Genomic DNA, 21,230 nt, shown 5'->3' on the forward strand with positions numbered 1-21,230 from the left:
GGTTGACGGTTTTTATTAAGCCAGTTGGAACTCCCGACTGGCTTTTTTATGTACTTCATTAGGGGTTTTCATCCCTAAACTAAGATGCGGCCTTAAATGGTTATAAGTCTCTATCGACTCTTTGATTAACATATCGAGCTCCTTCATCGTACGGCAGCGATAAAGCAAAAACTCGTGCTTCAAAATCCCATTAACCCGCTCTGCAAGTGCATTTTGGTAGCAGTCATATCCATCTGTCATGGACGGAGTAATACCATTTGCCGCTAACGTCTCCTGGTACTCAGCTGAGCAGTACTGCATCCCTCTATCTGAGTGGTGAATGGCATCGCCTGTTGTCTGACGATTCTTTATCGTCATATTCAATGCTTTGACCACGTCACAAGCTTTCATTTCATGGCTTAACTCATATCCCATTATCTTTCTTGAGTACGCATCTGTTACCAGAGACAAATAGTGCGTCCCCTCATCTGATTTCACGTAGGTGATATCGCTAACGAGCACCTCTTCAACACGCTTGACCGCTCTGTCTTTTAGTAAGTTGGGATACTTTCTTAGCCAGTGATGGCTATTGGTCGTTTTAGTGTAATTTTTTCTGGGTTTTACCAGCATATTTTGTTGCTTCAAATACTGAAATAACCCATCTCTACCGAGCTTTATCCCTTGTTCTATCAGTTGTGGCTTGATGAGCTGGTAGAGCTTGCGCGTCCCCACTCTAGGCATAAACTGGCGCCAATACATGACCATCTTCATCACAGGTTTAAGCGTTTCAGCTTTTGCCGTTCTGCGTTGTTTCCATTGATAAATTGCTTGTCTAGATAAGTTGAACTGCCGACTCGCTGTGGCTAACTTTATGGTGCCTTTTACTTTGGCGAACCAGAGCGTTCGGCTAAGTACTTTTTTTCTAAATCGATGCCGTATTCGTTTTTAAGCAACTCGACCATATCGCCATAAATCATGTTTTTCATTTCTAGATTAGAGACTTGCTTCTCCAATCGCTTAATTTTCTGGGCTGGCGTTTCTTTAGATTTAGACATAGGAGAGTGCTCAATAGGCTGGGACCAGTCTAATCTACCATGCTTTCGTAACCATGTAAGGACGGTACTTCTTCCTTGGATACCATAGTGGTCTTGAGCTTGCTTATAGGTCAGCTCGCCTTTTTCTACTTGGCTGACGACGGCTAATTTAAAGCCTAATGTGTAATCACGCTGAGTACGTTTATTGCTGATAGAACCTGAAGGTTTCATAGATAAGTCTCCAATGTGTCAACTTATCTCAGGACGGGACAAAGTTAAGACTAAAAAAGCCGAACCCTGTGTTCGGCTTTTTTAGTCTTATGAAAAAATATTCGGCTAAACTTTAATTGTAAATCCAATGAAGCACAGGTATAAACTAACAATTGCGTAACAAAACGGATATTAGTTATGTATTACAAATATATGGATGCACTTAAATTTTTTAGACAACCCAAAGTAACAGGGTTTATCAGGCTAAGCTCAATGCTAATAGCCGTCGCTATGCTATTAAATGAATTGCAGCAGGGGCGATCTTATTCTTGGTACTTTGCTTTTCTTTACTGCTTCTTTTTAATCCCCTCACTCTACTTTACTCGAGAGAATCGATACCGGCACTTCTTTCATATGCGAGACGTGCTCAAACCCTTTAGGATCTATACCGTTCTGATGACCATCACCTACTTGGTGTTATACATTCACCAGATCATCACATACTGATTGGCTTAACTAGCCTAATGTTCACACTGAAAAAGCCTCCCTATTCGGCCAAAGTGAACAATCCCCCTTCTGAAGAAAGGGAGCTGAAAATAAAAAAACCGCACAAGGCGGTTTTTTTAAATCGGCCTTCAAACGCCACTAGCGCACTGTGTAATCACCCCAGGCTAACCACTTGTATGTGGTCAATGCTTCTAGACCCATAGGTCCTCGCGCATGCAATTTTTGCGTACTCACAGCCACTTCGGCGCCTAGGCCAAACTCACCACCATCGGTAAAGCGGGTACTTGCGTTGACGTACACGGCGGCCGAATCAACCGCATTCATAAACTCGCTGGCAGTATGAATATTGTCAGTTAGGATCGACTCTGAATGACCGCTTGAGAAGGTGCGAATATGCTCTACTGCGCTTTCAAGATCAGCAACGACCTTGAGCCCTAAGGTCAGGGATAACCATTCAGTCGAGTAACTTTCATCATCTGCCGCTGAAACCTCAATCTTCTCAGCGCCAAGAATGGCTTGTGTCTGCTCACAGCCGTAGAACTTCACACCTAAACCGCTAAGATGTTTAGCTAAAACAGGAATGAAAGCCTTGGCATGGCTTGCGTGAACCAACACAGTATCAAGGGCGTTACACACAGTTGGGCGTTGCACTTTGGCGTTTTCAATTACTGCAACCGCTTTCTCAAGATTAGCTGCAGCATCCACGTAAATATGACAAATACCAATACCACCTAGGATCACCGGTATGGTGGCTTGCTCGGCGCATAAGCGCTGCAAGTTCTGGCCACCGCGTGGCACGATCATATCGACATATTTATCGAGTTTTAGCAGACCTGAAACTAAGGCTCTATCTGGGTTATCAATCAACTGCACGCAATCTTCTGACAAGCCTTGCTCGACCATGGCACTGCGGATCACCTTACAAAGTGCCTTATTCGATGACAGCGTCTCTTTACCGCCGCGTAGAATAACCGCATTACCTGTTTTAAGGGCCAATACGGCAATATCCACGGTCACATTTGGACGCGCCTCATAAATAACACCTATAACCCCAAGTGGTACTCTTCTGCGTGATAAACGTAAACCGTTGTCTAACAAGCGGCTATCGATTTCACAGCCAACCGGATCGGTTAAGCCAATCACGTTATCGATGTCGCTAATCACGCCCATCAGTCTAGTTTCATCGAGTAACAGACGATCGATCATCGCATCCGATAGGCCATTAGCCTTAGCGTCGGCAACATCTTGCTGATTGGCCGCGACGATGTCATCTTTTGCAGCCGTCAGTTTATTAGCGATACAGCGAAGTAGCGCAGATTTTTGCTGACCCGATAACGTGGCCAAAGCATAACTCGCCTGCTTAGCATTCTGTCCTAAAGCCGTTAAATATTCGTCGTTATTCATAACACCACCATGTCGTTGCGGTGAACTACTGCATCACCATAATCATACCCGAGCACCTCTTCGATGCTATCTGAGTGCTTACCAGCAAGTTTAGTCACATCAGCAGAGCTATAACGGCTCATGCCTTTAGCGTATACCTTACCCTTGGTATCAATCAGTTCAAGGGTATCACCACGCTGAAATAGGCCTTTAACTTCAGTGATCCCTTTAGAAAGCAAGCTTCTGCCCTTCTCTGTCACCGCGCCAATTGCCCCCGCATCGATAACCAGCTGACCACGAGCCTTTGGCCCTGCTAAGATCCACTGCTTGCGGCTCTCAAGCGGATGTTCAAGCGCTGTAAAGTGAGTGCCGACAGGCTTTTTACACACTACATTTTGAATCACATCTTTATAGTGCCCAGAGGCAATAACCACCTCAACACCCGCGCGACGCGCAATATCAGCCGCCTCTAACTTAGTCGCCATGCCGCCCGTTCCTAAACCAGAAACGGCACCGCCCGCCAACATACGCAGGCTATCATCGATATTCTGTACTTCGGTGATTAACTTGGCATCAGGGTTCTTACGCGGATCGGCATCGAATAAGCCTTTCTGATCTGTCAATAAAATCAATAAATCTGCATCGCATAACAGCGCTGCGCGAGCAGACAAATTATCATTGTCGCCTACTTTAATTTCAGCCGTTGCTACCGCGTCATTCTCGTTAATGATTGGGATAATGCCATTATTAAGCAAGGCATTGAGTGAGTCCCGAGCATTTAAGTAACGCTCTCTATCATGTAAGTCGGCACGGGTTAGCAGCAGCTGACCCACATGCAAACCATAGATACTAAATAACTGAGACCAGGCAAGGATTAGCTGGCTTTGACCGACAGCTGCAAGTAATTGCTTACTCGCTATGGTATCGGGTAATTTGGGGTAGCCTAAATGCTCTTTACCTGCGGCTATCGCACCAGAAGTACACAATACGACTTCGACCCCCGCTTTCATCAAGCAGGCCATCTGTCTTGCTAATTCAACCATGTGCGCCTTATCCAGCTTTAAACTGCCAGATGTCAGAACACTTGTTCCCAATTTAACCACTACGCGGCGGTAGCCAATCTCACTTAAGTTCATTATTTGCTAACAAAATTACATTGAATAAATCCTTATACCCAATCTAGGTTTGAATTGGTAGTAAGCACCAACAAAGAATCTAAAAAAAAAGGCGGATTTAGTGAGTTCGTATAATATTTCAATGAAATTTAGCAGAACGTTGAAATTAAACGCGAGATTTTTTAACAGCCACGCTCAAACTATCATCGAACAAAATGCTTAAGCTGAAAATAAAAAAGCCACACTCGGTGTGGCTTTAAGTAAGCAGAGCAACTGCTAATGAGTACAGTTAACCATAGATAAATTTAGCAATAAACAATGCGGCTAAGATCAGCACACCTAGGCTTAAATCTTTGTAGCGGCCACTCATTAACTTGATCAGCGCATAAGAGATAAAGCCCATGGCGATCCCCGTTGCAATCGAGAAGGTCAGCGGCATCAATATGCATACAACCACAACAGGAGCGGCTTCGGTAATATCTTCCCATTCAACATGCACTAGGCCAGACATCATAAGAATAGCCACGTAAAAAAGTGTACCCGCCGTTGCGTACGCAGGTACCATGCCGGCTAATGGCGAGATAAATAACGCACCTAAAAACAGTACTCCCACAACTACGGCAGTTAAACCTGTGCGGCCACCGGCACTGACGCCAGCGGTACTTTCAACATAACTGGTCGTAGTTGACGTACCCAGCATAGCACCGGCGATAGTCGCGGTGCTGTCAGCCGTTAACGCACGATTTAAGCGGGGTAAACGGCCTTTATCATCTAAGAAGCCACCACGCTGAGCGACTGCAACTAAGGTACCCGAGGTATCAAACAAATCGACAAACAAAAATGCAAACACCACAGATAGCATGCTGACTTCAAGCACGCCAGACAGGTCCATTTTCATAAATGTCGGCATGATTGAAGGCGGCGCAGAAACAATACCTTGATACTGCACATCGCCAAACAGTAAGCCCAGTAAGGTAATGGCCAGAATGCTAATCACCACCGCAGACTTCATCCCGTGATGCACCATGGCGATAATCAGGAAGAAACCTAATGCCGCCATAACGGCTGGAAAGGAAGTGATATCACCCATGGTCACCAATGTCGCAGGGCTAGAAACCACAATACCGGCACTTTTAAGGCCTAATAAGGCCAAGAACAAACCGATACCAGCGGCAATGCCGATACGAAGCGACATGGGAATGCTATTAACAATCCACTCGCGAATTCGCACTAAAGACAGTACTAAGAAGCAGATCCCAGACAGGAATACGGCGCCTAAAGCCGTCTCCCACGAGTAACCCATCTCACCTACTACCGTGTAAGTAAAGAAGGCGTTGAGCCCCATACCGGGTGCCAGCGCAATCGGGTAGTTAGCCACTAAGCCCATGACTAAACAACCGATGGCGGCAGCTAAGCAAGTTGCGACAAAAACGGCGCCATGATCCATGCCCGCATCGGCCAGCATCATAGGGTTCACGAAAATAATGTAAGCCATGGTCAAGAAGGTCGTTAGTCCTGCGATAACTTCTTGCTTTAGCGTTGTTTGATTTTGTTTTAATTTGAATAATTTTTCTAACATGGAACAAGGTTCCTTGGTTTTTATTATATTGATTTGTAGGGGGTACTCATTGCTAACCTAAGTAAGACTTTTCTATTTCTGAAACAATCATTGTTTGATTCACAGTGAGCCAAGGTTAACAAAGTACGAATATAGATATGTACAATAACTGTCCAGCATGTACATTTCGAAGCGATTATACGGGGGGTTTAGGTCAGAGGCCAGTAATTTAAAACGCTTGTTTATTTGTGAGTTTGGTTACTCGGTAGGCGACTGAGGTCAGCTTTAGTCAGCTTCAGCGATCTGATTGTTTTGCTGTTAATAACAATTAGTATGTCAGCTATTAAAGTTAGACTTCGTCTAGAAATTGAATGAATCAAACTTCGTTTGATTGTTGAAGCACAAAGACTCGATATATTTTTATACTGGCGATAACTTCAGGCAACTGTGGTTCCAATGGCCTGCGGCCAGCGCATGTGCAGACACTTCTGAGGCACGCTACAAGTACGTCCCTGTAAGCTCTACGATGGCATCCATGCCATCAAAGGCCTCAGCCGCATCTACACCGAGTTGGAACAGCACAATCTTTGGCATATTAGAGTAATGATTAAAGGTCTAGCTCGTTTTTGGACAGAAATGCGTTTCGGAAAACTGAATATTAGCAAAGCATGAATAACTTGAGGTATGGCAAAGTGAAAAAAGCCCACAGTCAGACTGGACACGAGACGTTCCTTGTGGGATTAACCAGTCCTCCTTTTGGGTCATATCAAGGAGAAATAAGCCGAACCTATTGCGAGTATGTTCGGCTTACAGTTTTATAACTTAGTCACAGAAAGCAAACTCAATAATCTCTTTTAAAGTGGCTTTACTCTCAACAGATAAATCATTGTCACCATCTAAGAACTGTCTTATCCTTTTCCATGAATGGAATGGTTTGCTACTAGCTTTGATGTTGTCAGTCTCAACATTCCATAACACGTGTTCAAATGTATCTTGTACTAAGAAAACATTTTCGCGTAGAGCAATTTCCTCAATCTTCGCATTAGCTTTAAAAGGATGTAGGTTACCTGCCTCGGCAAGTTCAGCATCAGTGAGGCCTTTTCTGTCCGTGTCATGGATTACTTTGTAGTCTATCCCAAGCCCTTTTAGAACTTTAACTATAGCGGTAATTGTCCATTTACCTCCTGCTGAAACAACCGTTGTATCTTTGTGTTTCGAGCCTAATACGTTCAGTTCTTCGACTAACTCTCCAATCATAGAGAACACAGCAACTTCGGTGTCGCCTTCAACCACAACAACTCGTTTGGCGAATAGACTTTCACAGACTGATGGATGAAAATCTAGGACAGCCCTTAACATGACTTTTTCGTCATATTCTGCACTTTGCTCGAACAGCTCGCTTGGTAACTGTGAAACGATACGTCTATTGTTGTCAGCTCGTTTAATTAATTTAATCGACTCCGGCCTATTTGCTAAATCAATTAGAAATGGTGAGTGGGTCGAACAAATTACTTGCCATAGTGGACTACCAGATCTTGTTTGAAGTGTATCTCGTAATCGACGCATTAGGTGAGGATGGATATAAAGTTCCGGTTCTTCATACAAAACAATCGTTGTTCTTTGAGCACCATCGACTTGTGCTTCGGTCGCGGCATTGCTTTCTAACATTGCAAATGCGAGTGCTCGTTGTACACCACTGCCTTGATATTGAAGGCTAGTTTCTAACTCTTCATCAATCAAGAATGTCGCAGCTTTCATGAATAATGGTTCAATATCGATATCTCCAACAGCAAGTTTAACCTTGGTATCAAAGTCCAAAATATCATTCAAGGTAGTAGAAACAGCTTCCAAAGCAGTTGATAGACCATCAATTTCAGTACCATCTTCAGCCTGACCTTTAAGCTTTTCTTGTAGCTTCTGAGCCTTCTCAATATAAAGAGTGTAGGATTCATCAGATTTCACTTTAGGAAAAAGTTTGTTTTTAAATAAGTATGCAAACGGGGAAGTACCTGTCGTTTTTAGCTCGTCTTCAATCTTGAAGCTAGCAGGTACATACATGACGTGAGGTATTGCTTGTTGAAGAGAGTTTGCGAATGTCTTCTCATGCCAATCTAATTCACGAATAATAGTTTCTGGATGATTATCGACCATATATTGGTCTATTTCACTTTTTCGCTCTTTATATATAGCAGCCGATGTTACCTCAAGTTCAACTAGGATTGCATTCAGTTGCTCATCAGCACGCGCTTGGGAAATGTTCTTACCTGTAAAGGGAGTGGTCGTAGGTGCGTGATGCACTAAGTACTTGCAGCTTGGCGCATCTGTATCTTCTGCCCAAGTGGCTTCCATTTTTAAAACTAATTGGTCGCCATTTAAAAGTTGAGATATAGCAGGCTTATTACGCTCCCACTCTTCAAGTTCAGAGAATGTACAAGTAATAGACATAACGTCATCAGTTTGCTTCTGACTTGGCCAGTCATCGGCTTTTGGCTTTTTGTTGTCTAAGACTAGGTTTAGTGCCGCCAAGATTGTTGATTTACCAATATTGTTTGGGCCAACTAGAGTGGTAAAGTTGTTTAAGTCGATTACGGCTTCAGTAATACCACGGAAGTTCTCTATTTCTACCTTATTGATTTTCATATATTTTCCAACAGTGAGTTTGTGTCGATAATATATGATTACCCGTTATGTTTAATGACTCATATCAACAGGTTGAGTAGTGGGAGAGCTTTGTTTGAATAATTGCCGTAACGCCTGCACATTTTAAATCTAAAAGCTGACACATTGGACAAAGAGATGTAGGTCAAAACAAAAGAATGGAGCGACTCATACGCTTTAGATTGGTCGAATTTATCCCCGTGATACATCACGGGGATTTACGACGAACAGCATTAGAAGAATGGATAATTTCTAGTAGGGCAAAATCCCATGAACAGGGTGTGAATGAGTAAAAGGTCTATCCAATAAAGGTCGGATAAGCGGCACTTGTTACCAAGTGCCGCTCTCCTAAGAACCGTACGTGCAACTTTCACTGCATACGGCTCAAGCCTCCACTAAGGCGTACTATGTTACCCGGTAACCACAGGGGTTACCTTTGCAATACTCACTTGAAGCTTTGATACTTTCTGCTCTATGACTTTCCAATAAATGGATTATCGTGGAGCAAAGCAAGGAGAGGCACTAACTTCAGTTGAAGTCATCATTTGCGTTTCTCCATTAACAAAGTTCTTCTAATTTTCTTGCAACGGGAGACCAGCTGGAAGTGGGCTCACTTTCGTGCCAGACACAAGTCTGTATCTGCCTCATTACAATGCAGCTTTGGCTTTATCCAGCCTCCTTTACCTGCACCACTATCGGCTATCTTCACAGATAACTTTCCCAATGGGAGCGATACAGGCTTACCGTGTTCCGTATAAAGCGTAATGTCAGTTTAGATGCCCACTCTAGTGCGGAGAGTAATGTTGATCACGAAAGAAAAATGCCCAAGTTCTTTCCTACTCTCATTGCCATTTTGGCCACAGCGTATAAACCACTTCCGCTGCTTCTTGTATAACGCACCTTAGGTGGATTCACATATGTTCATCATACTGACTCCCTAGCACTTACCCGATTTGTGGTTATCAGGAGGATCGTCCTCTCACGATTTAGATCCCGATTGGTCTATAACCAATCTTCGTTACATTGTCAGAGTCGCTACTTTATTCAGGCTCCTAGGGTCATCTGGTGATACAGATGGTTCACTCTTATCGTGGTGAACAACGCTTCATACGACTTCACGTCGCACGGGCATTTCCAAGTTAGAACCAAAATAACGAAGCTAAAAAAGGGCACCAATTATCCTGTGCAGATACGGCTGCGGGCTTCGGTTTCATGGATGAAACCGCAGAGCGTATAGGGACATATTCACAGCGTCTCGCAGCAGTGTCTGCACATACGCCCGCTGCAGGCGATTGATAACCATGAAGCATCAAGGCAGAACACACTTACCCATAGCCACAGCTCAGAGAAAATGTAATAAGCTTTCATTCGAAGGCTAACCAATTTTGGGGCAAAAGTAAGCTACGACACTTACGGGAAACACCCATTCCCCATCGGAGTTGCCGACGTGCGTTGGAATAAATTGCGTGATGCCGACATGGATGTCGGCGTAGCTTTCGCGGGGCAGGATGCCCCATCGGAAGCGTTAGCAATTTATCCATAAGCAAGAGGAAGACAACTTCGTCGGGGCGGCTGGGGTGATGCAAGATGGGGAAGCTGTTGTCCCCCTTTTGCCCGAGTGTGAGCTGGAAGCTCACGACCTTTATCAAGCGTAGCTTGAGTGCTTCAAACGCAAGTTTGTTAGACGAAGTCTAACTTCAAAGCCCAGGTGCAACCTGATTTAAAACCTTAAATTCAAGGCAAAAAAAAACCAGCTCAAAGAGCTGGCAAGACATGTTTCAAGTGTTCCAAAATAAGGAAATCGGTTAGCGCGCTAGCGTTAATCAATGGCATATCGACAAGGTCAACATACCACTTGAGTCTAAACACACCCAAAGGGTGCTATAAGGTTGATGGATGATGAAATTACTCTAAAGGAGGGTTAGCCCTTAAAAGTCATGGCGTATAAACCGCCACGCAAAACATTTGAATCCAGCCAAGTGTTTTGCCAATAAATCGAAGTTTGTCCTGTGTAAGACATAGTCGGTACTCCCAAGCAAAGTTGTATCAATAATCTCAAATTAAATTAGTTAATGGGGTTGAGCCAAACTAACTTAACGAGGCAACTTGTCGCTCGGTTCCTTGGAGAATTATCCTTCCTGGATAGACTTAAGTATTGGAAGGCCTTTGCCTAACCAACGAAAGTAATTATAGCCACCTGTAATTTTATTACAAGAGTCAGTGTTAAAAAATACTCAAATAGTGCGCATAACGTAATTTAACAACAAACCAAAGTGATCTGAATCGCAAAATCAGCCAGATTAACTAGATAAATCACAAGTAGACACTACGCCTGTTCAAAAAAACTACAGATAAAGACCGATAACTAACGAAAATGACCTACCAAGTGAACAAGTGTCTCGCCATCAACTGGGCACCAGCATCCAAAAATTGGCTTGCCAAAGTGCCCTGACAAGATCGGCTGCTATGCTGATGAATATAATCTCTCTCATCGATAAAATTTAGATAAAAAAAAGCCCACTCAATGAGTGGGCAAGACATTTCAAGTGTTCCTAACGGAAATTGGTTAACGCGCCAGCGGTAATCAATGGCAAACAGCGGAAGTATACTAACTCGGGCTATCTACGACTTGGTCTACAAGTATCTAAAAAGATACAATAAAGGTTGATGGAAACTGGTTAACTAAAAAGGAGGGTTAGCCCTTGAAAGTCATGGCGTATAAACCGCCGCGCAAAATTTCTGTGTTTAACCAAAAGCTCTGCGAATAAATAGTGTGACTAAAATACATATTGATTACTCCAAACAAAGTTGAATTCCATATACTCTACTTTCATAAAAGCCGATCGCTGGCTTGTAGAGTCAACTTGTCGCTCGATTCCTTGGAGAATTATCCATCCTGGATAGACTAAGTGTCGCGAAGCACCATTGCTTACCCGACGAAAGCAATTATAGAGAATTGTAGTTTTATTACAAGCTTTTTTATTAAAAAAGCCAAAATAGACACTTTTTCGTTATTTTATTACAAGATTTATTAGCAAAAGCCTTTATACTCCACGGAGTTTCTAGTTGATTAGATTCGATGATACAAACAAAAACCAGCGCTAAGGCGCTGGTTTTATTGGGTATGCAGACAGCTCCGTCTAAATCACATTATTACATTACTCACTTAGGCGCTGTAATGTAATGAAACAAGCCGACTAAAGGTGTTGCCGTTGGCGTACCGTATTGAGGGTGTCCTTCGGTTGCACTACCGGCGATATCGATATGGGTATAAGCAATCGGCTTGTCGGCATTTAAGCCATGGGCGCTAAGACCCGATGCTTCAATCAAAAATGCTGCTGGGTACTGATGCCCCCGAGCGGTAACAGATGATGGCGCATTATTAGATGACAACATATCGGCTGCCGCAGATGGATCGACGATTTTGCTAAAATCATCTCGGCGTAATTGACTCACCTCTATCGGCTCGCCCCAAAGCGATGCTTGCTCTTGCATCACTGAGGCAACATTTTCCTGCTTAGCCACGCTGTTTTCAACTACTGCGGTATATCCTCCAAAGCAACGCACCACGTGCCCTGTTAGTGTCGCTACCGAGAACATCTGTGGCTTAACCGCGTTGATAGCCTTTATACGTAAATGAGAAAGCAGATCTGCCAATACTAAACGACCTTCTGCATCAGTATTACCAATACGCACCCGCTTACCCGCATGACTTGTGATGATCTCGTCGGTAACAAAGGCTTCGCTACCGATACTGTTCCTGACTAAACCTAGCTCGGCGACAATGCGAATGCCCTTAGGCTTTAACATACTGATGGTCTTCATTAGTCCTGCAACCGCCGCTGCGCCGCCTTTATCTCGGCTCATCCCCGCCATACCGCCTGCAATTTTAAGGTCAGCGCCACCTGTGTCATAGACCACACCTTTACCTGCAAACATATAGGTGCGCTCGATTTCACCCTCGCCTACATATTCAAGCTTGACCACCCTAGGTTGATGCCTCAATACTGCGAATGATGAGCGGCCGACCGCACTTAATAGTGGGTAATCTCGCTCGAGAATGTCTCGGTCTTCGACCACGCTGATTGTAAGATCTGAGTCTTGCAGCGCATCCAAGCAGTAGTCGGCAAAGGCTGGAGCAGACATACGCTCTGGCTCGGTGCCACAAAGATCACGGGCCAGTACTCTACCAGCTTCGATGGCAGTAAGTGCCAATGCGCTCTTTTTGTCGCTTAGCAGGCCAATGGCTTCTAACGGCTCATCACCACCGCCCGCCTCTCTAAGCTCCAATGCCTGCCAAAGCTCTTGGCCACACGCCAGTGCTGCTACTTGAGCTGCATTTTGATAACGTTGCTCAGCTAAGTTATTGACTATGAGTAAAGGACGCTTGGCGCCAGCCTCTTTAGCCAGCTTGATACCTTGTCTTGCTGCGTCAGCAAAGACGCGAACATCTTGATAGTCATCATCCGTCTTTTTTACCGGTGCTATAATCAGGCGTCCACCAGCCATTCCGGGAGCAAATAATAGCGTAGGAGATTGACCAACCCGCTTATCTATCTTTTGACCATGACTTGCTAACATTACAATCTCATCGAATTGCAGTGATTCAAGATCGGCTGTGACCACCACCAGCGCATCCCAGCCGTTTCCTTCAAAAATGGCACCTTGATCTATTTCATCAACAAACTTAACTGACCCCATAACCTTTCCTTCTTAATTTATAATTTTATCTGCGCATTATTCCCCCATTGTGGTGAGATTACCAATGACTTTACCGAGTATGAAAAGTATTGTGGAAACTTTGGCTGACAAGCTTAGATTAACACGTCGTCTAACGACTCCGCGGCGCAGTAAGACTATGCTAGACTGTCTGCAATTTCTGCCTCAGTGGCAGCCGCGCGCTATAGATATTACTCGAATAGGGGATTTTTAAGTGACCACTCTTAGTCAGTTACAACCACAAGCACTTTGGCAATGGTTCGAACAGATCTGTGCCATTCCGCATCCATCTAAACACGAGCAAGCTTTGAGTGCTCATATTCAGGCTTGGGCTAAAGATAAACAACTCTGTGTCGTTGAAGACAAGGTCGGGAACCTGATCATCAAAAAACCGGCAACTGCGGGTATGGAAGACCGTAAGATTGTCGTACTTCAAGCCCATATCGATATGGTGCCGCAGAAGAACGCTGATAAAGTCCATGATTTTGAAAAAGACCCAATTGAAGCTTATGTCGACGGTGACTGGGTTAAAGCCAAAGGCACCACATTAGGTGCTGATAACGGTATTGGTATGGCGTCTGCGCTTGCCATTTTAGGTGCCGATGATATTCCTCATGGGCCACTAGAAGTGCTACTTACCATTGATGAAGAAGCCGGTATGACTGGTGCATTTGGCCTAGAGGCCGGTATGCTTGATGCTGAAATCCTGATCAACACCGACTCAGAGCAGGAAGGTGAGATCTACATGGGTTGTGCTGGCGGCGTTGATGCGCAGTTAAGCGTACCTATGGTTTGGCAATCTCCTGAGCCAACAAACGCCAGTTATAAACTGTCGCTCTCTGGGCTTAAAGGTGGTCACTCAGGCGTTAACATTCACTTGGGTCGTGGTAACGCTAATAAACTATTAGCTCGCTTCCTGGTTGAGCATGGCGACGAACTAGCGATTGAGTTAACTCAATTTGTTGGTGGTTCACTGCGTAACGCCATCCCGCGTGAAGCCGAAATCAACTTTATGCTACCGCCAGAGAACTTAACACTGTTACAGACGCGTATTGCTGAGTTTCAGGCTCTAGTGCGTGAAGAGCTAGCGATTGCCGATCCAGATACGGTGTTAACATTGGCTGAAATTCCAGCTGAAAAGCAAGTGATGAGCGAAGATTCACAGCAGATCTTAATTGACCTGCTAAATGCTTGCCCTAACGGCGTCATTCGCATGAGTGATGAAGTCGAAGGCGTGACTGAGACTTCGCTTAACGTGGGTGTAATTAGCACCGATGATAACGGCGTGCAAATACTTTGCCTTATCCGTTCACTGATCGACTCTGGTCGCAGTGAAGTTGAAGGCGTATTGACCTCGCTTGCTAATCTTGCTGGTGCAAATGTTGAATTCAGCGGTGCTTATCCTGGCTGGAAGCCGGACAATAGCTCACCAGTAATGGCAAGTGTGCGTGAAACCTACGAGGCGATTTACGATAAAGAGCCTACTATCATGGTGATCCACGCTGGTCTTGAATGTGGTCTATTTAAGAAGCCATACCCAGAGATGGATATGGTGTCTATTGGTCCGACTATTCGTTACCCACACAGCCCTGATGAAAAAGTTAACATCACCACAGTCGGCCAATACTGGAAGCTGTTATTAGCGGTACTAGAGCGTACACCAGTTAAAGGCTAATACTCTCTTAACTTCAAAGTAAAACCTAAAAGGCCACTTAGCTATTAATTAGCAGTAAGTGGCCTTTGTTTTTTCTAACGAGCCATTTCTGGCTATACACCTAAAAGCCTAAATCCAACTGCGAACTATCCACATCGCTATCATCTGTTGTCGAACTATTAGAAGCAAGGCCAACAGATACCCCCAAGAGACGAATGCCGCGCTCATGCTGTCTCTCCATCGCTTGTTCGAGTAACTGATAAAACAAGTTTACCGAGATATCATCACTGCGATGTTCAATCGTTGTCTGTTTAAAATCCTCAAACTTAATTTTAACCACCTGCTTGTGGATAGTCCTGTCCTTGGCACTGCGACTCACTCGTGCACCTAGCTCTTGAATAAGCTGGGGCATTACCGCTCGGCATTGTTCCAGCGTGTGAATATCTTTGGCTAAGGTGGTTTCAACCCCAACTGACTTTCTCTCTCTATTAGGGGAAATACCCCGCTTATCGACTCCTTTGGAACGCTCTATCAGCACAGTTCCAAATTTGCCAAAACGTTCAATCAACTGCGCAGGGGGGTACGCCTGTACATCACTGCAAGTATGCAAGCCTAAATCGGCTAATTTTTTAGCGGTAACCTTACCAACACCTGGAATTTTTATCAGCGGTAGTGTTTTAACAAACTCATTAATCATGTCTGGGCGGATCACATATTGTCCATTGGGTTTATTTAAATCTGAGGCTATCTTGGCTAGAAATTTAACCGGTGCGATTCCTGCAGATGCGGTTAGACCCGTTTCGGCCAAGATGTCGGCGCGAATAGCCTCGGCAATTAAGGTTGCTGAGCCCTTACAATGGGGACTATCTGTTACATCGAGGTACGCCTCATCTAGCGATAACGGCTCTATTAAGTAGGTATAGCGCTCAAATACAGCTCGGATCTGGCTCGACACCTCTTTATAGACCTGCATCCTCCCTGGAACCAGAATCAAATCGGGACATAACTTAAGAGCGTATCCTGATGCCATGGCTGAGCGTACGCCAAACTGACGCGCCTCGTAGTTACAGGTGCTTATCACTCCACGGCGATCGCTGCGCCCACCCACAGCTATAGGTTTTCCTCTTAATTCGGGAAAGTCACGCATTTCTACTGCGGCGTAGAAGCAATCCATGTCGACATGAATAATTTTTTGCAAGCCAATATCCTCCGAAAAGAATATTACTGTATATAAAAACAGTATTCAATATAAACCATACTTACTCAATGCCATACCAGAAAACCGAGAGTAAAAAATAAGCTATAACCTGACTGTTAGGCTAAGCGGCTGGTATTAGTATCTCGCCGACTAATCAAGGAAGCATAGGATATGCTTTAGCGTATTCTCTCTATTTAAATAATACCAACCACTTAAAAGTGAAAAGCCTAAATAGGCCCTGAACTGGTCACATGTTTAGTACGACTGGTATAACTGAGCCAACATACTCAGCTCTTCTGTAGATAAAACCGCATTTGATCTGATACTAGGAGGAGGTACTAGGCTTGTATTAGCCGATGTTTGCTCGTCGGCAGTCGGTGTTTCAAGGCGCTCAATAACCCATAGCAAGTAATCAAGCTGAAGCTGATTATCAGCATCTAGTTGAGTCTTATTGGTATGAGATGAAATCAACATCGCCCGCCCCCATGCAGTCAAGATAATATGGCTATGCGACTGATGCTACACTCTGTCTGTGCTCTGGCTTTATCCGTAGGCTTTACTCGCGAAAGCGCAAGATCAAAACCAATAACCGCATAGTCTAACGCTAGAATAACTCCGTGGAGCTGAATCCAGGCTGTATCAGGCAGTTAAACAATAATCCTTGCTATCAGTTAAGGGGCAGAGAAAAAATCGTAAAAAAAAGAGCCGCTACAGAACGGCTCTTTTAAATCATGTTTTTATCGCTTACATCTTACTCTGAAGGTAGTTTGGTAGGCCTACCTTATCAATCAACCCGAGTTGCTTCTCGAGCCAATACATATGATCGGACTCTGTTTCTTCGAGCAACACTTCTAAGATCTCACGGCTTTCGTAGTCACTTTTGACCTCACACAATGCAATTGCACTACGTAAGTTATCGGCAACTTGATACTCGTAGGCTAAATCATTCTTAAGCATCTGCTCGGTATCTTTACCAATGTTTAGCGGCTCTCGACTCGCGACGTCAGGCGTGCCCTCTAAAAAAAGGATTCTTTGCACCAACTTTTTTGCATGTTCACGTTCATCATCACTCTCGTGGGAAATACGCTCATGAAGTTCATTCAATCCCCAGTCTTCATACATTAAGCCATGAACAAAATACTGATCCATTGCCGATAGCTCACCAGTGAGCAACTTATTGAGCGTGTCGATGACTTCTTGGTTACCTTTCATGATCTTCTCCAACTAGCTCATTTTTGACTGCAAATAGTTTTGAATACCCATTAATGAGATAAGCTCTAACTGCGCCTCAAGCCAATCTAAATGTTCTTCTTCATCTTCTAGCAAATCTTCTAAAATATCTCGACTAACATAATCAGCCTCTAACTCACACAGGGCGATAACCTCTCGCAGTAATACCAGCTCCTCTTCAAGCATGACTTTGTCGCACTCAAGTATCTCTTGGCTATGTTCACCGATTCGAATTTTGTCTAACTGTTGTAGATTTGGCAGCCCTTCAAGGAACAACACCCGCTCAATTAACTTATCGGCATGCTTCATATCTTGAATCGATTTCTTATAGGCCTTTTCATCGAGCTCACCTAAGCCCCAATTCTTATACATGCGCGCATGAAGAAAGTATTGATTGATAGCGGTAAGCTCGCTGGTCAGCACCTTGTTAAGCTGACTAATGACCTTAGGTTGTCCTTTCATCTGTTCATCCTTAGTTAAATTGATCTATATCAATATTTATAACTTAGAACAAAAAGCAACCACTTACAAATATACTTTATATTTCAAAATGTTAGTAAAGATAACCATTCTCATTAGCGCTTCAATTCTTACTTAAGCGTAATGCGGAAGCAGGCGTGCTTTTATCTAGTTAAACTAGGCTATTAGCATATAGACGAATTTGAACCGTTATTGTTCTTTAAAAAAATATAGGCGGTATATATGAGTGCAGGCTGTAACAACTAGCCGCTTTAGTGAAAAATGATATAAAAAAGGCTCCTAAAAAGGAGCCTTAATTGCCGTAAGCTATGCAGAATTAAATAATGCGATTCTGCTCTAATTTCTCACGACGTTCTTGTTCAGCCATTCTGGCTTTACGCTTATCGCAAGGGTCATCACAGTCACAGGCTTTCTCGATCCCGAGTGCACCGAGACCACCACAGCTTCCAGCAACGGCTTGTCGTTTGACTAAATAGCCTATCGACATTAAGAAAAAGAAACCTAATAACACGACAAAAGCCGCAATAAATGTGCTCATATTCGACTCCAACTACTGAGTAACGAAAGGTTTGAAAGCTTCACTATAGAAAACTTTAAAGCCATCATCTTGCTTTTCAATAAGCATTATCGCTAGATGCTCACGTTTAGCAAGTTCTAGTGACGCTTGGGTACCTAGCACCATCATAGCAGTCGCGTAGCCATCTGCAATCATAGATTCTTGATGCAGTACTGTTACCGACGCTAACCTATGGTGTATCGGGTAGCCTGTGCGTGGGTCGATCAGGTGTGAAAAACGTTTTCCGTCTTCCTCGTAATAGTTACGATAATCACCGGATGTTGCCATCGCCATATTCTTGGGTGAGATGACTTGTTGGATTGCCCCACCAGCATCGCCAGGTTGCTCAATCGCAATACGCCATAGAGTGCCATCGGCTTTAGTGCCACGTAGGCTGATCTCGCCACCTATCTCAACTAAATAGCCCGTCGGCTGATACTTATCTAATAAGGCGGCTATTTTATCAACACCGAAGCCTTTTGCAATAGAAGACAAGTCGACATAAATATCAGGGTTTTGTTTACTGATCCTATTACCATCGACCTCTATCGCTTCAATACCTGTGCGATCCATAGCGGCATCGATAGCTTGTTGAGATGGAATTTGAGTCGGTCGTTTATCCGGGCCAAAGCCCCATAAATTGACTAACGGCCCCAGAGTAATATCTAAGGCACCATCAGTGGTTTTATATAATGCTAATCCTTCAGCAATTACCTTGGCAGTGTCCGCCGACACTTCAACCTTATCGTGGCGAGTCATCTGGTTAAACTTAGATAACTCAGAGTTAGGACGATAAGTCGACATCTGATCGTTAACATTCTCTAAGGCTAAATCGATCTCTGCTTGCAGTAACTGAACATCTGGCATTCTGTCATTAGGAACGACCTTAATATGGTAAGTCGTGCCCATAGTGTTGCCAGACAGTGAAATCACTTCAGCTTGTTTAGTACAAGCTGAAATAAAAAAGGCTAACCCGATAAGGGCCAGCCAGTTTACTAAGGTCTTAAACATATTGACCTAGATCTCCAATAAGAGAAGGGTTAGCCACCGAAGTCATCCAACAGGATGTTTTCATCTTCGACACCAAGATCTTTAAGCATGCTAATAACAGCCGCGTTCATCATTGGTGGGCCACACATGTAGTACTCACAATCTTCTGGTGCTTCATGGTCACGTAAGTAGTTCTCATACAATACGTTATGAATAAAGCCAGTGTATCCATCCCAGTTGTCTTCAGGCTGTGGATCAGACAGTGCAACATGCCATTTGAAGTTGTCATTATCTGCCGCTAAGCCATCAAAATCTTCAACATAGAACATTTCACGGCTAGAACGCGCACCGTACCAGAAGCTCATCTTACGCTTCGAGTGAAGACGCTTAAGCTGGTCGAAGATATGCGATCGCATTGGCGCCATACCTGCACCACCACCGATGAATACCATTTCTGCATCGGTTTCTTTAGCGAAGAACTCACCAAATGGACCAGAAATGGTCACCTTATCACCCGCTTTTAGGCTAAAGATGTACGATGACATTTTACCACAAGGCAGAGATAGGTTACGTGGCGGCGGCGATGCAATACGTACGTTCAACATGATGATACCTTCCTCGAGAGGATAGTTCGCCATAGAGTATGCACGGATTGTTTCGTCTTCAACGGTTGATTCTAAGTTGAAGAAACCGAAGTGTTCCCAGTCGCCACGGTATTCTGCAGGAATATCATAATCTGCATACTTAACGTGGTGCGCAGGCGCTTCAATCTGAATGTAACCACCCGCACGGAAAGGTACAGAGTCACCATCAGGAATTTGCAGCTTAAGCTCTTTGATGAAGGTTGCTTTGCTATCGTTAGAGATAACAGTACATTCCCACTTCTTAACACCAAAGATCTCTTCTTCAAGCTCAATCTCCATGTCAGTTTTAACGTTTACCTGACAAGATAAACGACAACCGCCACGAGCTTCACCTTTGCTGATATGGTCCATTTCAGTTGGTAGAATATCGCCACCACCTGATTTAACGTGCACTTTACACTGACCACAAGTACCACCACCACCACATGCAGACGATACGAAAATACCGCTCTCTGCTAATGCACCTAGTAGCTTACCACCAGCTGCAGTTTTAATTGCTTTACTCGCGTCATCGTTGATGCCAATAGTGACATCGCCGCTTGCAACTAGCTTAGATTTAGCGAATAAAATCACCAAAACCAAAACCAATACAATCGCGGTAAACATACTCACACCGAGATATACATCGATTGGAGTAGATTCAAGAATACCCATTAACTTATCCTTAAAGGTTCAAATTAAGACGTCGTTATGGTGCCTCTTTACAGAGACACACCTGAGAACGACATGAAACCTAGAGCCATCAAACCAGCGGTAACGAAGGTAATACCTAAGCCGCGAAGCCCATCAGGAACATCAGCATATTTTAACTTTTCACGGATACCAGCAAGCAATACAAGTGCTAATGCCCAGCCGATACCAGAACCTATACCAAACACCAAGCTTTCACCTAGGTTGTAATCACGCTCAACCATGAAAGATACCGCACCAAAAATTGCGCAGTTTACGGTGATTAGCGGTAGGAAGATCCCCAACGCGTTATAAAGCGGTGGAAAATACTTATCCAATGCCATCTCAAGGATTTGAACCAAAGCTGCAATCACACCGATGAAGGTGATGAACTTCAAGAAGCTCAAGTCAGCATCTGGAACGCCTGCCCAAGCTAATGCGCCAGGAGCGAGGATACCTTGATAGATAATTTGGTTAACTGGTACTGAAATAGCCAGTACTACGATAACTGCAACACCTAACCCCATGGCTGTTTTTACTTTCTTAGATACCGCAAGAAAAGTACACATACCAAGGAAAAAGGATAGCGCCATGTTTTCAATGAAAACAGAACGAATTAATAGACTAATATAATGTTCCATTATGC

The 21,230-nt window shown here is 44.0% G+C and carries 15 protein-coding genes; 1 reads left to right on the forward strand and 14 read right to left on the reverse strand.

Translation table 11 applies throughout. The features are described 5' to 3' along the window. Positions 1-15: 15 nt before the first annotated feature. The 6 genes from SPEA_RS16240 to SPEA_RS16270 form a co-directional block, all read right to left on the reverse strand. Positions 16-1,244 (reverse strand): IS3-like element ISSpe3 family transposase gene (locus SPEA_RS16240; RefSeq protein WP_086024290.1). Its coding sequence is split into 2 segments (ribosomal slippage): positions 16-893 and positions 893-1,244, totalling 1,230 coding nucleotides; the frame shifts between segments, so codons are not numbered across the junction. Between the two features lie 624 nt (positions 1,245-1,868). Further along, positions 1,869-3,134 carry a glutamate-5-semialdehyde dehydrogenase gene (locus tag SPEA_RS16250; protein WP_012156303.1) on the reverse strand — a complete coding sequence of 422 codons (1,266 nt, stop codon included), beginning with the start codon at positions 3,132-3,134 and terminating at the stop codon, positions 1,869-1,871. After that, positions 3,131-4,249: a glutamate 5-kinase gene (gene proB, locus SPEA_RS16255; RefSeq protein WP_012156304.1), complete on the reverse strand. Its 1,119-nt coding sequence runs from the start codon at positions 4,247-4,249 to the stop codon at positions 3,131-3,133. The genes SPEA_RS16250 and proB overlap by 4 nt, the downstream gene beginning before the upstream one ends. Positions 4,250-4,517: 268 nt before the next feature. Further along, positions 4,518-5,807: an NCS2 family permease gene (locus tag SPEA_RS16260; protein ID WP_012156305.1), complete on the reverse strand. Its 1,290-nt coding sequence runs from the start codon at positions 5,805-5,807 to the stop codon at positions 4,518-4,520. Positions 5,808-6,608: 801 nt separating this feature from the next. Next, positions 6,609-8,426 (reverse strand): ATP-dependent nuclease, encoded by a 1,818-nt coding sequence (locus tag SPEA_RS16265; protein ID WP_012156306.1) that lies wholly within the window; start codon positions 8,424-8,426, stop codon positions 6,609-6,611. Between the two features lie 3,180 nt (positions 8,427-11,606). Continuing rightward, complete coding sequence (locus SPEA_RS16270; protein WP_012156308.1) at positions 11,607-13,145, reverse strand: M17 family metallopeptidase; 1,539 nt, start codon at positions 13,143-13,145, stop codon at positions 11,607-11,609. Positions 13,146-13,377: 232 nt separating this feature from the next. On the opposite strand from SPEA_RS16270, the gene SPEA_RS16275 reads away from it, so the two are divergent. Beyond that, the gene (locus SPEA_RS16275) at positions 13,378-14,838 is read left to right on the forward strand and encodes an aminoacyl-histidine dipeptidase (protein ID WP_012156309.1); all 1,461 of its coding nucleotides are present in this window, start codon (positions 13,378-13,380) and stop codon (positions 14,836-14,838) included. Positions 14,839-14,938: 100 nt separating this feature from the next. Here the strand turns inward: SPEA_RS16275 and dinB are convergent, their stop codons facing one another. From dinB to nqrE, 8 genes are all read right to left on the reverse strand, one after another. After that, positions 14,939-16,015 (reverse strand): DNA polymerase IV, encoded by a 1,077-nt coding sequence (gene dinB / locus SPEA_RS16280; protein WP_012156310.1) that lies wholly within the window; start codon positions 16,013-16,015, stop codon positions 14,939-14,941. Positions 16,016-16,270: 255 nt separating this feature from the next. Then, positions 16,271-16,489 carry a hypothetical protein gene (locus SPEA_RS16285; RefSeq protein WP_041411043.1) on the reverse strand — a complete coding sequence of 73 codons (219 nt, stop codon included), beginning with the start codon at positions 16,487-16,489 and terminating at the stop codon, positions 16,271-16,273. A 270-nt stretch (positions 16,490-16,759) separates the two neighbouring features. Beyond that, on the reverse strand, positions 16,760-17,227 hold the full coding sequence (gene bfr / locus SPEA_RS16290) for a bacterioferritin (protein WP_012156312.1): 468 nt from the start codon (positions 17,225-17,227) through the stop codon (positions 16,760-16,762). A gap of 12 nt (positions 17,228-17,239) precedes the next feature. Then, positions 17,240-17,707: a bacterioferritin gene (bfr, locus tag SPEA_RS16295; RefSeq protein WP_012156313.1), complete on the reverse strand. Its 468-nt coding sequence runs from the start codon at positions 17,705-17,707 to the stop codon at positions 17,240-17,242. A gap of 334 nt (positions 17,708-18,041) precedes the next feature. After that, positions 18,042-18,263, reverse strand: a complete 222-nt coding sequence (nqrM, locus tag SPEA_RS16300) for a (Na+)-NQR maturation NqrM (protein WP_012156314.1) — start codon at positions 18,261-18,263, stop codon at positions 18,042-18,044. Between the two features lie 12 nt (positions 18,264-18,275). Continuing rightward, on the reverse strand, positions 18,276-19,292 hold the full coding sequence (locus SPEA_RS16305) for an FAD:protein FMN transferase (RefSeq protein WP_012156315.1): 1,017 nt from the start codon (positions 19,290-19,292) through the stop codon (positions 18,276-18,278). A 29-nt stretch (positions 19,293-19,321) separates the two neighbouring features. Continuing rightward, positions 19,322-20,569: an NADH:ubiquinone reductase (Na(+)-transporting) subunit F gene (gene nqrF / locus SPEA_RS16310; protein ID WP_012156316.1), complete on the reverse strand. Its 1,248-nt coding sequence runs from the start codon at positions 20,567-20,569 to the stop codon at positions 19,322-19,324. Positions 20,570-20,616: 47 nt separating this feature from the next. Beyond that, positions 20,617-21,225, reverse strand: coding sequence for an NADH:ubiquinone reductase (Na(+)-transporting) subunit E (gene nqrE, locus SPEA_RS16315; RefSeq protein ID WP_012156317.1), 609 nt, complete (start codon positions 21,223-21,225; stop codon positions 20,617-20,619). Positions 21,226-21,230: the final 5 nt, after the last annotated feature.

The sequence above is a fragment of the Shewanella pealeana ATCC 700345 genome (assembly GCF_000018285.1).
In the GTDB taxonomy this organism is placed as follows: domain Bacteria; phylum Pseudomonadota; class Gammaproteobacteria; order Enterobacterales; family Shewanellaceae; genus Shewanella; species Shewanella pealeana.